This is a genomic window from Kitasatospora sp. NPDC001683 (genome assembly GCF_053596495.1).
Window position 1 is genome coordinate 105,305 of record NZ_JBSFGK010000018.1, and the last position, 11,300, is coordinate 116,604.

Genomic DNA, 11,300 nt, shown 5'->3' on the forward strand with positions numbered 1-11,300 from the left:
TCGCCCCCGTCGGTAGGCGACGGCCTCCGCCGCGTCCTCCGGGCCACTGCTGCTGCTCGGCCGGCCGCTGCTCGCCCTCGCGGCCGCCCGCGCCGGTCGCCCTGTTCGCCCTGGTGCTGGTGCTCGGTGCGCTGTCCTTCGCGGTCGGCGGCACGCTGATCACCCGGGTCCGGTACGAGGCCGCCGGCCCCGCCCTGGCCGGCGCCTACGCGGCGGCCGCCCTCAACGTCGGCGCCACGGTGGACCCGCTGCTCGCCGCGGTCCGGCCCAGGGGCGACCGAGCCGGCTCAAAGCCGGATGCCGCCGAGCTGCCGGATCATGGTCAGGTCGTCGCGGATCGCCCAGCGTTCCGCGATCCGACCGCCCCGCAGGCGGTAGGCGAAGGCGGCCTCACGGGCGTAGTCGCCGTGGTGGGTGGGGAAGCCGAGGAAGTCGCCACCCGTCCAGTGGCCGACCCGCAGGCCGAACTGGACCACCAGGTCGTGCTCGGCGACGGTGCGGCAACTGCGCCAGTGGTCGTCCTCGAACCGCCCGGCCGCCGTGGACAGGAACTCCCGGGTGCCCTCCAGCCCGGCGGGCCGGCTGGGGTCCAGGGCGTGGTTGACCAGGTCCGGAGTGCAGAGCTCGTCCAGGAGGCCGATGTCCCGGGCCCGGACCACCGCGTCGAAGCGCTCCACGACCTGCTTGTTGACCTCGGCGCTCATCGCGTCCACCTCCTGCGGGCAGCGGCCAGGGCCCCCTCACCTCGACCCTCCCACCGGCGCCCCGCAGAAGCCATTCCGGGAGCGGGCGGCCATTCCCCGGCGGGAATCGTCCGGTGACGACGCCGCTTCGAGGATGGGGGCACACAGTGACCGACCGAACCCGTGAAGGAGCCGACCATGACCACCAGTGCCCAGCAACTCGCCGACCGTTACGCCGCCTTGTGGACGGAGCCCGACGCCGGCCTGGGAGATGGTGTCCGTCGAGACCGGTGAACTCGCGGGTGGCGGCGTGGAGTTCGTCCTCCTCGACGCCGCCGGGCGGATCACCGCCGACTACCGGTTCCCCGGGCTCTGAGCAGCAGCTCCGCCGTCCGCGCGTCCGCGGGCAGGAAGGCCTCCAACTTGAGCTCGGCGAGCGTGACGTCGACGGCAGTGGCGAAGGTGGTCACCGTCGTCATCAGGTGCAGCTCGCCGAGCCCGGTCCGCAGCTCCAGCGGCACCGCGAAGCCCAGGTGCTGGTCGCCGACCATCGCTTCGGGCACGTAGGTGCTCAACTCCTCGTGCAACTCGCCCAGATGGCGGGTGCGTTCGACGATGTGCCGGGCCCAGGCGGCGAAGTTGCGGATGCGCGGCGCCAGCCCGTCCGGGTGCAGGGCGAGCCGGTAGGCGTTGGTGCCGGGCCCGACCAGTCGCGGGTCGGCGCCCGCCGTGATCACGTCCAACGCCTCGTTGGCCGCCACCACGTCGCCGCGCCGGTCGACCACCAGCGCGGGGTACGGCAGGTGCCCGGCGAGGAGGTGGTCGATGGCCGCCCGGACGTGTGCCAACCGCGGCCCGTCCAGCGGCGTCTCCGGGTAGACGGGGGCGTAACCGGCCGCCACCAGCAGCTCGTTGCGGTCGCGCAGCGGCAGGTCGAGCGACTCGGCGAGCCGCACCACCATGCCCCGCCCGGGCACGGAGCGGCCGGACTCGATGAAGCTGAGGTGCCGCTGGGTGGTGCCCGCCCGGGTGGCGAGGTCGAGTTGGCTGAGCCGGCGGTCGGTGCGGCGCTCGCGCAGCGCCCGGGGGAAGTCCATTCCCCACTTCTATCCGGGTGCCGCGCGCCCCGCCATTCCCGCGGGGGAATTGAGCCCATGCCGCACCACGGCGCAGGATCAGCGACATGGACATCGGTGTTTTCCTCCCCACCGGCCAGGCCCAGTGGCAGCCCGCCGGCGACCCGCGCGACCTGATCGGATTCGCCCGCCGGGCCGAGGAGTCGGGCTTCGCCTCGCTCTTCGTCAACGACTCCCTGCTCACCCCGCGGATCGAACCGCTCACCATGCTGGCGGCGGTCGCCCCGGTGACGGAGCGCATCCGGCTCGGCACCGGCGCGCTGCTGCCGGTGCTGCGCCGCCCGGTGCAGGCCGCGCAGGCGCTGGCCTCGGTGGACCTGCTCTCCGGCGGACGGCTGACGGTCACCGTCGGGGCGGGCTTCCCGGGCCGCTTCGGGCAGCCGCTGCACGAGCTGTCCCAGGTGCCGTGGGAGCGCCGCTTCGCCCGGCTGGACGAGACGGTCGCGCTCTGGCGGGCGCTGTGGGCCGGGGCGACGGAGTTCCACGGCGAGTTCCACTCCTTCCCCGAACTCCCGCCCGCCACACTCCCGTTCCGCCCCGACGGACCGCCGGTCTGGCTCGGCGGCGCGACCCCGTCGGCGCTGGCCCGGACCGGGCGCCGCTACGACGGCTGGCTGCCCTACCCGCCCCAACCGGCCGACTACGCCGCCGGGTTGGCGGGCGTCCGCCGGGCCGCCCGCGAGGCCGGGCGTCCGCCGGAGGCCGTCACCCCGGCGCTGTTCGTCAACGTCCGGATCGACGACGACGCCGAGGCGGCCCGCCGCACCATGGACGCCTACGGCCGCTCCAACTACGGCCTGCCGCTGGAGGAGGTGGAGCGGATCCAGGCGATCGCCATGGGCACCCCCGAGCAGGTCGCCGCCACCCTGCGCCGCTACACCGAGGCGGGCGCCGAACACGTCGTCGCCCGGCTCGGCGCGCTCGACCTCGCGGACCAGTACGAGCAGTTGGAGCGCCTCGCCGCGCTCACCCGCCCCGGGTCGTGGTGATGGGACGAAGCGTGCCGGAGGGCGGCGCGGCAACCGCCTTCCGGCAGCCGGCCGTTCGGGTGTGACCGGCTCACTCCACGGTGAAGTCGGCCATCATCGCCATGTCCTCGTGCTCCAGGTCGTGGCAGTGCAGCAGGTACGTCCCCGCGTAGTCGGTGAAGCGCACCAGCACCTCCACCGCCTCGGCGGGGCGCGGCCGCCGCTACACCGGGTCGGCGGCGATCCCGAGGTAGGCGGCGCGCAGTTCGGCGAGCAGCGGGTGGGCGGGGTCGAAGGCGGTGCCGTCGACGGCCGCCAGCGGGCGCGGGCCGACGCCCGCGTTGAGCGCGAAGGCCGCGTCGAAGCGCGCCAGGTCGGCGGCGCGGACCGGCTCGCGGGACTGCGGGCCGTCGTAGGCCCCGGCCAGCAGCGCCTCGGTGACGCCGGGCAGGCTGGGGCCCGTGGGCCGCACCAGCCGGTCTCCGGCCAGGAAGGCGACGTTCCAGGTCGCGCCCTCGGTCACCAGACCGTCCTCGTCGATCAGCAACACGTCGTCGTACCCGGCGAGTTGGGCGGTGCGACGGTGGTGGACCAGGCCGAACAGGCCGACGTGCTTCACCTCGGGCAGTTCCCGCCGATAGGCCACCGTGCGCACCCGCAGCGGGGCGGGCTCGGCGGTCGCGGCCGGACGGGTGGTCACCAGCAGGGCGGGGGTGGCGGGGGCGGCGGGGCGTTCCAGGCCGAGCGCGGGGTCGTAGCCGGTGACCCGGACGATCACCGGGGAGCCGTCGGCGGGCAGCACCGCGCGGATCCGCTCCCTGACCACCGCCCGGTCCAGCTCGGCGGCGAACAGCGCCCGGCAGTCCCGGACCAGCCGGTCCAGGTGCAGCGCCAGACCGCGGACGCCGCCCGCCTCGACCCGCAGCGTGGTGAAGTGCCCGTAGTTCAGCAGCCCCAGGGCGGCGAGCCGCGCCGGGTCGGCGGGCGCGCCGTCGATCTCGATCTCAGTCATCGCCCGAGTCTGCCAGCCGCGGGGAGACCAGGGGCGTCGACTCCGGCAGCACCACCGGCCGGTACGGGCTGACGACCGTGCGGCCCGACGCCCGGGCCGCCCGTTCGAACTCCTCGATCCTGGACGCCAGCCCCTCCGGCTCGCCCGCGTCCGCCCAGCGCCACGCCTCCGCCCACCACTGCGGCCCGCGCACCAGCGGACGGCCCGCCAGCGCCAGGTACAGCGCCAGCGTGGAGCGGGCGTACTCGTGCACCCAGCCGTCACAGCCCCGGTAGTCCGCCGTCTCGTCCAGCCGCAGCCAGCGGCCCTCCTGCCCGGCGGCCAGTATCGGCACCCAGCCGCGCTGCCGGTCGGCGACCAGCAGGAGCAGCCGCCCGTCCTCCTCGCGCACCCGGTGGAGCGGCAGTTGGGGCATCCGGGCGAGCGACAGCGAGCGCTTCCAGCCCACCACCCACAGCCCGCGGCGCAGGTAGTAGCGGACGGCCGACTGCCAGGTCCAGTGCGCCTCCAGCCGGAAGCCCGGCAGGCCCTCGGCGGTGGCCGCCGCGTACACCTCGTCCAGCGCGGCGGCCGCCAGCCCCTGGCCACGCGACCGCGGCCGCACGTACAGGGAGGACACGGCGAGCTGGCTCGGGCCCCTGGTCCAGTTGTCCACCGCGACCGTCCCGGCGACCGCGCCCCGGTCGTCCCGGATCCAGTACCGGCGCCGGTACAGCTCCCCGCCGGGCCACTCCCGGCCGCTCTCCCCCAGCCGCTCCCGCCAGTCCCGCTCGGCCTGCGGCGCCAGCGCGTCCGGGTCCACCGGCTCGCCCAGCTCGCCCTCCACCAGGGACGCCAAGTCCCAGCGGGCGAACCGTCGTTCCTCAGCCTCGACGGCCGCCCGCAACCGCACCCCCGCCGCCAACCGGTCCTGCGCCCGCTCGACCGCCGCATCCCACGACCTCACCACGGGGGCCACCCTAGCGGCCCTCCGGGCACGACCGGTAATCCACCGGGCACCGAACGTCAGCCCCACCACCCCAGGTCGGCCGCGACCTCCGCCTGCGCTGCGGCGACCTCCTCGGCGGTGGAGGCGGTGGAACCCCGCGGCTCGGGATCCACGTCGCACTCCGGCCGGGTCGACAGGTCGGCCGGCGCCTGCGCGCCCAGTCCGCCCGCCCTCCCCAAGTCCGTCACCCGGCCGCCCCCGAGCGTCCGAGGACCCTCCGGGTCGCGAGGGCCGCGGCCCTGCGGGGGCGGGCGAGGGCGACGGCGGCGATCACCAGGATGCCGCCGGCCAGGGCGTTCCAGCCGACCGGTTCGGCGAGCAGGGCCGCGCCGAGCGCGGTGGACCACAGGGGCATGACGTAGGTGACGGCGGAGGCGACGGCGGTGCCGGCCGTACGGACCAGGCCGAGGTTGAGCAGGTAGGCCAGGCCCGTGCCGAGCGCGCCGAGCAGCAGCAGGGCGGCGGCGGCCGGGCCGCCCGGCCAGTGCGGGAGGCCCGCGGCGGCCGGGGCGATCAGGGCCAACTCGGCGGTGGCGCAGGTGATCTGGAGGGTGGAGAGGGTGGTGACGGTCTCCGGGCGGCCGGACAGGAAGCGGCGCAGGTAGGCGAAGCCCGCGCCGTAGCAGCAGGCGGCGGCCAGGCAGGCGAGGGCGCCGACGGTCTCGCCGGAGCCGAGGCCGTGCCAGACCCCGAGCACGGTGAGCACGCCGACGAAGCCGAGCCCGAGGCCGGCGAGCCGGCGGGCGCCCGGGCGGCGCTCCTCGGGGACGCTCAGCACCGCGAACAGCAGGGTGAACAGCGGGGTGGTCGCGTTCATCACCCCGGCGAGCACCGAGCTGACCCTGGTCTCGCCGAACGAGAACAGGGTGAACGGCACGGTGTTGAGCAGCACCGCGACCACCGCCGAGTGCCCCCACAGCACCCGGTCGCGCGGGGCCCGCTCGCCGCGCAGCAGCAGCACCGTCCACAGCGTGGCGGCGCCCAGCGCGCTGCGCGACAGCGCCACCCACAGCGGCGGCACGCCCGCCTCGACCGCCACCTTGATCAGGGCGAAGCTGGCGCCCCAGATCGCCGACAGTGCCACGAAGCCCGGCAACCAGCGCCGCACCCCGACCACCTCCCCGTCCGTTCCCACTTCCGTGTGCTGGACAGAGCGTGGCCCGGCGGCGGAACATGAGTCCAACAAGTGGCAGTGCCGGAAGGATGAGCAACTCTCATGGCCTCGGAGGTCAACCTGGCCCAGCTCCGGGCGCTGGTCGCGGTCGCCGACACCGGCGGCTTCGGCGCGGCCGCCGACGAGCTGGGCATCAGTCAGTCCGCCGTGTCGCACGCCGTGGCCGCGCTGGAGCGCTCGCTCGGCGCCCCCGTGCTGCGGCGCGGCACCCCGTGCCGGCCCACCCCGCTCGGCGAGCAGGTGCTGCCGCACGCCCGCACCGCCGTCGCCTCCGCAGCCGCCGTGCGCGCCATCGCCACCCGACACTCCGGCGGCCTCACCGGCACCGTACGGCTGGCGGCCCCGACCACCGTCTGCCAGGCGCTGCTGCCCGGGCTGCTGCGGGACTGGAAGGCGGCGTACCCGCAGCTCACCGTACGGGTCTTCGAGGGCGAGGACGCCGAGCTGCCCACCTGGCTGGAGGCCGGCACGGTGGACGCCGCCGTCCTGGTCGACGCCGGGTCGCCACCGCCCGGGGCGGTCACGCTCGGCGCCGACTCGATGCACGCGCTGCTGCGCCGCGACCACCCGCTGGCCGGTCAGGAGTCCATCCACGTCGCCGAGTTGGAGGACGACGACTTCCTGCTCTCGGAGGGCGGCTGCGAACGCCACATCCGCGAGGCCTACCGCCGGGCCGGCACCCGCTTCGCGCCGCGCCACCGCATCCGCGACCTCAACACCCTGATCGGCATGGTGCACGCGGGCGTCGGCGTCTCGGTGATGCCGGCGCTGGCGCTGACCATGCTGCCGCCCGACTGCGTCCTCGTCCCGATCCGGCCCGCCGTGCACCGGACCCTGACCCTCACCGGGCCGACCGGCCGCCCCTGGTCCCCGGCGGTCACCGGCCTGCTCGCCGGGGTGGCGGTGACCGTCCCGGCCTGAGCGGCGCTTTTCGGCGCCACGGGCGGGGCCGGTGGAGCTTTTCGTCGTTCCGGGCGGGCGCTACTGGCGGAGGAGGCCGTCCGGACCGAGGGTGGCGACGTCCCGACCGCCCTATTCCGGAGCACTCCCATGCCCGTCCACCCGCACCGCCGACTCGCGCTCTGCGCACTGCTCACCGCCGAGGCGATGAACCTGCTGGACGCGACCGTCGTCCAGGTAGCCGCACCGCTGATGCGCGCGGACCTGGGCGGCCCGGTGGCCGCCGTGCCCTGGCTGACCTCCGCCTACACCCTGCCGTTCGCCGTCCTGCTGCTCACCGGCGGCCGGCTCGGCGACCGGTTCGGACGGCGCCGGGTGTTCCGGACCGGCGTCACCGTCTTCCTGCTCGCCTCCCTGGCCTGCGCCTGCGCCCCCACCCTCGGTGCGCTGCTCGCCCTCCGGGCCGTCCAGGGCGGCGCGGCCGCCGCGATCGTGCCGCAGACCATCGGCCTGATCAGGGCCATGTACCGGGGCGAGGAGACGGCCCGGGCGCTCGGCGCGATCGGACCGGTGATGGGGCTCGCGGCGGTGACCGGGCCGGTGCTCGGCGGGCTGCTCACCCACGCCGACCTGTTCGGCTCCTCCTGGCGCGCCGTCTTCCTGGTCAACCTGCCGCTCTCGCTCGCCGTCCTGGCACTCGCCCCGCTGCTCGCCGAGGACCGCGCCCCGCGCCGCCCCGGCCTCGACCCGGTCGGCGGCGCGCTCGCCGCGTCGGCGACCGGGCTGCTGGTGCTGCCGCTGCTGGACGGGGCGCCCTGGCCGCTGACGGCCGCCGGGGCGGCGCTCGCGCTCGCCTTCGTCGGCCACCAGCGGCACGGCGCCCGGCGCGGCGCGGACACCCTGGTGGAGCCGAGCCTGTTCCGCTCGGTGCGCTTCCCGGCCGCCCTGCTCGCCCTGGCGCTGGCCTTCGCGGTCACCACCGGGCTCACCGTGGTCGTCGTGCTGCAACTCCAACTCGCCGCCGGAGCCGATGCGTTGGCCTGCGGACTGACCCTGCTGCCGATGTCGGCGGGGCTCGCGGCCGGCTCGCTGTGGGCGGGCGGTTCGCTGGTCCGGCGGTACGGGGCGCGGGTGATGCCCGCCGGGCTCGCCGTCCTGGCGGTGGGACTGCTGGCCACCGTCGCCGCCTACCGCACCGGCGAACGGCCGGGGTCGCTGCCGTACGCGCTCGCGGTGGTCGGCCTCGGACAAGGCCTGTTCACCCCGGCCTTCTTCACCACCGCCCTGCGACCGCTGCGGCCGCAGGAGACCGGCTCGGCGGCGGGCCTGCTCAACGCCGTCCAACAGCTCGGCGCCACCGTGGGCGTGGCCCTGCTCGGGCGCGTCTACCTGGCCGTCCCCGACGCCGCCGGGGCGCAGCGGGCCTGCTGGGCGGCGGGGGCGGCACTCGCGGCCGTCGCGGCGGCAGCACGGTGGATGACCACGCCCGGACCGGCCGGGGCGGCAGAATCGGACGACCGCACCGCCGACCACCGGGAAGCCACGCATGCTCGATGAGCTCGACCGCGCCCTCGTCCACGCCCTGCGGGTGGACGGGCGCGCGCCGTTCAGCCGGATCGCGGCGGTGCTCGACGTCTCGCCGCAGACCGTCGCCCGCCGCTACCGGCGGCTGCGGTCCGAGGCCGGGCTCCGGGTGGTCGGGCTGGCCGACCCGCACCGGGCCGGACGGGCCCAGTGGCTGGTGCGGCTGACCGCCGGGCCGCACACGGCGCAACGGCTCGCCCGGGCACTGGTCCGACGCGAGGACACCGCCTGGGTGAAGCTCACCTCCGGCGGCACCGAGATCACCACGATCGTGGCGACCGACCCCGGCCCGGACGGCCACAGCCTGCTGCTGCGCGACATCCCGCGCACCGCCGCCGTCACCGCCGTCTCCGCCCACTGCCTGCTGCACACCTACCGGGGCGGCCCGACCGCCTGGCCGGTGAGCACCGAGGCGCTCACCGAGGAGCAGCAGGCCGGACTCCGGGTTCCCGAGGGGCCTGAGCCGGTGGGGCGTCCGCACGGTCTGGACACCGCCGACCTGGCGCTGCTCGGCGCGCTGCACGTCGACGGCCGCACGCCGCTCGGCGAGCTCGCCGCGGCCACCGGACGCACCCCGGCCACCGTCGCCCGCCGACTCGCCGAACTGCGCGCCGACGGAACGGTCTTCCTCGACGTGGAGCTGGACCCGCGACTGCTGGGGGCCGGCCTGCAGGCGCTGCTCTGGCTGAGCGTCACCCCCGCCCACGTCGACCGGGTGGGCCGCGCCCTGGCCACCCACCGCGAGCTCGCCTTCGTCGCCGCCACGACCGGCCCCAGCAGCCTGGTGGCCCTCGCCCTGTGCACCGACCCGGCCGACCTGCACCGCTACCTGACCCGACGGCTGGGGGAGGTCCCGGGGATCACGGCCCTGGAGTCGGCGCCGGTCCTGCGGACGCTCAAGGCGGCGGGGCCCGTCCCGGCGGGCGCCGGTCGCGTGGATTCGCTCCCTGACAGATGACGGACAACACCTGCCACGGTAGTTCGTGCGCATCGTGACCGAGGCTGAACGCACCACTGCCGGGATCCCCGCCCCGCCCCCCTCAGCCGGACGTGAACCTCGCCCGCAGCTCGGCCAGCACCTGCGCCGCCTCGCGCAGGGGCCAGCAGCTCGCGCAGTTCGGCCGTCGCCTCGGCGAGGCGCCGCTGCCGGGCGGCGGCGTCGGCGGTGTACCGGCGGGAGGTCGCGGCCCGGCGGGCGGAGCCCAGCTCGACGGCGGTGCGCCGGTACGCGCCGACGGCCGCCTCGAAGCGCGCGGCGGTCCCCCGCGGAGGGCTCGGGCAGTGCCTCGACCAGGTCGTGGTGAGGGCGGCGTAGGCGCGCGACTGCAGGACGATCAGGTAGTCGTCGTCGAAGCCGTCCGGGTCCTGGTCCCACAGCTTGAGCACCCGGGCGAAGACCACCCAAGAGTTCAGATCACGGGCGCCCGACACCGGTTTCCCCAGCCCAGCACCGCCCGGACCGAGGGTGCGACCGGTGGCATCTTGCTGCCTGACAGTTTTCTGACACCGCGCACGCCACCACCTGCGCCGACGATCGGTCAGGCTGGTTCCCGTGCACGCCATTCGCTTCCACCTGCGCGCCCCGTACCGTCCCGACGGCCCCCCGACGGCCCCTCCCCCGCCCTCCCCGGAGGCCGTCCGGGACGGACTGGCACGCGGGCTGCCGGTACCGGCCCGGATCGAGCACGCCCGGATCCTGACCGGCCCGGGCGCGGTCGACGGGGTCGCCTTCGTCCTCGCCGACGACCTGCTCGCCGCCGAGGCCGCCCTCACCGCCGCCTGCGCCACCCTCACCGGGCGGAGCGGACCGCTGCCCGACTGGGACGTACCGCACTGCGCGCTGGACACCCTGCTGGCGCTCGGCCTGCTGCCGGCCTGTTCATAGGGTCCGTCAGGCCGCACCCAGCCCGGCGTCCGGCGTCTTCCCCGACTGCGCCTGCTCGATCCGGTTGACCAGCATCACGGCGAACCGCCGGGCGGCGGGCAGGTCCACCGGACCGCCCTCCGTCGTCACGCTCGCCACCACGGTGCCCGAGCGCACCACGATGCTCACCCCGTCCCCCGCCGACAGCGGCCCGACGAACGCCTGGCTCTCGCTGCCCAACGCCGGGGCGTCCACCTTGTGGAACGGCCCGACGGGGTACGAGGCGTACGTCTCCCGCAACCGGTTCTTCGCGGCGTCCCGGCTGGCCAGCGTCTCCACCAGGAAACGGGTGACCAGGTCCCCCGAGGAGAACCGGACCGACGCGCTGAGCGGCTTGCCCGTGCACGGCGTCGACGCCGAGCAGGTGACCGCGTGGTCGGCGGTGTCGACCCTGCGCTTCTCCTCGTCCCACCCGGCCATCGCCTTGGCGTCCGGCAGCACCTGCCCGACCACCTTGTCGTCCAGCAGCACCGCTTCCAGATCCGCGCTGGGCGCGGCGGCAGCGGCCGGCGGCACCGGCGCTGCACTGCCGCTCGCACCAGCAGCAGACGCGGACGCGGACGGGGCCACGGACACCGCAGCCCCGGCACCCGTCGGCGCCGCGGCACCCGCCGTCACCGCCGAACTCGCCGCCCCTGAAGCCCCCTTGGCACCTCCCTTGGCGTCCCCCGACCCCCCGGACGAACACCCGGCCAGCACCCCCGCCAGCACCCCGGCCGCCACCACGGCGACCATCCGCCGACCACCCATCCCCATAGCCCGCTCCCCTCACGACTGTCCGTGACCCCTCAAGATAGCGACCACCCCACCCCACACCCGCCCCGGGTCCCCCGCACACGAACCGCTCCACTTCGGCGCCTCGACCCTGCGCTCGTTCATGGTCGTGATCACCGGGCTCTGGGACTTCTGGCTGTCCTACCCGGTCCCGGTG

Annotated in this window: 13 protein-coding genes and 1 pseudogene; 6 read left to right on the top strand and 8 right to left on the bottom strand. The window is 75.9% G+C overall.

Annotated features, from left to right (window positions below; translation table 11 throughout):
• Positions 1-31: 31 nt before the first annotated feature.
• Positions 32-260, top strand: a pseudogene (locus tag ACWCYO_RS12830) (Cmx/CmrA family chloramphenicol efflux MFS transporter); the annotation flags it as partial.
• A 27-nt stretch (positions 261-287) separates the two neighbouring features.
• Here ACWCYO_RS12830 and ACWCYO_RS12835 read toward each other — a convergent pair.
• Together ACWCYO_RS12835 and ACWCYO_RS12840 are read right to left on the bottom strand one after the other, a co-directional pair.
• The gene (locus ACWCYO_RS12835; RefSeq protein ID WP_270142531.1) at positions 288-704 is read right to left on the bottom strand and encodes an ester cyclase; all 417 of its coding nucleotides are present in this window, start codon (positions 702-704) and stop codon (positions 288-290) included.
• 323 nt (positions 705-1,027) lie between these two features.
• A complete protein-coding gene (locus tag ACWCYO_RS12840) occupies positions 1,028-1,780 on the bottom strand; it encodes a helix-turn-helix domain-containing protein (RefSeq protein WP_449784258.1) in 753 nt (250 codons plus the stop codon).
• A gap of 86 nt (positions 1,781-1,866) precedes the next feature.
• On the opposite strand from ACWCYO_RS12840, the gene ACWCYO_RS12845 reads away from it, so the two are divergent.
• The gene (locus ACWCYO_RS12845; RefSeq protein WP_449784259.1) at positions 1,867-2,808 is read left to right on the top strand and encodes an LLM class flavin-dependent oxidoreductase; all 942 of its coding nucleotides are present in this window, start codon (positions 1,867-1,869) and stop codon (positions 2,806-2,808) included.
• A gap of 70 nt (positions 2,809-2,878) precedes the next feature.
• Here the strand turns inward: ACWCYO_RS12845 and ACWCYO_RS12850 are convergent, their stop codons facing one another.
• The 5 genes from ACWCYO_RS12850 to ACWCYO_RS12870 are packed head-to-tail and all read right to left on the bottom strand — an operon-like array spanning position 2,879 to position 5,922.
• Positions 2,879-2,974, bottom strand: coding sequence for a multicopper oxidase domain-containing protein (locus ACWCYO_RS12850; RefSeq protein ID WP_449784260.1), 96 nt, complete (start codon positions 2,972-2,974; stop codon positions 2,879-2,881).
• A 36-nt stretch (positions 2,975-3,010) separates the two neighbouring features.
• Positions 3,011-3,799 carry an aminotransferase class IV gene (locus tag ACWCYO_RS12855; RefSeq protein ID WP_270142535.1) on the bottom strand — a complete coding sequence of 263 codons (789 nt, stop codon included), beginning with the start codon at positions 3,797-3,799 and terminating at the stop codon, positions 3,011-3,013.
• A complete protein-coding gene (locus tag ACWCYO_RS12860; protein WP_270142536.1) occupies positions 3,792-4,748 on the bottom strand; it encodes a GNAT family N-acetyltransferase in 957 nt (318 codons plus the stop codon). Before ACWCYO_RS12860 ends, ACWCYO_RS12855 begins: the two co-directional genes overlap by 8 nt.
• Positions 4,749-4,804: 56 nt before the next feature.
• Complete coding sequence (locus tag ACWCYO_RS12865) at positions 4,805-4,975, bottom strand: hypothetical protein (RefSeq protein ID WP_449784261.1); 171 nt, start codon at positions 4,973-4,975, stop codon at positions 4,805-4,807.
• Positions 4,972-5,922 carry a DMT family transporter gene (locus tag ACWCYO_RS12870; RefSeq protein WP_270142539.1) on the bottom strand — a complete coding sequence of 317 codons (951 nt, stop codon included), beginning with the start codon at positions 5,920-5,922 and terminating at the stop codon, positions 4,972-4,974. The genes ACWCYO_RS12865 and ACWCYO_RS12870 overlap by 4 nt, the downstream gene beginning before the upstream one ends.
• Positions 5,923-6,003: 81 nt before the next feature.
• On the opposite strand from ACWCYO_RS12870, the gene ACWCYO_RS12875 reads away from it, so the two are divergent.
• The 4 genes from ACWCYO_RS12875 to ACWCYO_RS12890 all read left to right on the top strand — a co-directional run bounded on the left by ACWCYO_RS12875 (position 6,004) and on the right by ACWCYO_RS12890 (position 10,330).
• Positions 6,004-6,882: a LysR family transcriptional regulator gene (locus ACWCYO_RS12875; protein ID WP_449784262.1), complete on the top strand. Its 879-nt coding sequence runs from the start codon at positions 6,004-6,006 to the stop codon at positions 6,880-6,882.
• A gap of 129 nt (positions 6,883-7,011) precedes the next feature.
• Positions 7,012-8,418 carry an MFS transporter gene (locus tag ACWCYO_RS12880; protein ID WP_449784263.1) on the top strand — a complete coding sequence of 469 codons (1,407 nt, stop codon included), beginning with the start codon at positions 7,012-7,014 and terminating at the stop codon, positions 8,416-8,418.
• On the top strand, positions 8,408-9,403 hold the full coding sequence (locus tag ACWCYO_RS12885; RefSeq protein ID WP_449784264.1) for an Lrp/AsnC family transcriptional regulator: 996 nt from the start codon (positions 8,408-8,410) through the stop codon (positions 9,401-9,403). Before ACWCYO_RS12880 ends, ACWCYO_RS12885 begins: the two co-directional genes overlap by 11 nt.
• 594 nt (positions 9,404-9,997) lie before the next feature.
• Complete coding sequence (locus ACWCYO_RS12890) at positions 9,998-10,330, top strand: hypothetical protein (protein WP_270142547.1); 333 nt, start codon at positions 9,998-10,000, stop codon at positions 10,328-10,330.
• A gap of 6 nt (positions 10,331-10,336) precedes the next feature.
• On the opposite strand, the gene ACWCYO_RS12895 is transcribed toward ACWCYO_RS12890, so the two are convergent.
• Positions 10,337-10,885, bottom strand: a complete 549-nt coding sequence (locus ACWCYO_RS12895) for a hypothetical protein (RefSeq protein WP_449784265.1) — start codon at positions 10,883-10,885, stop codon at positions 10,337-10,339.
• Positions 10,886-11,300: the final 415 nt, after the last annotated feature.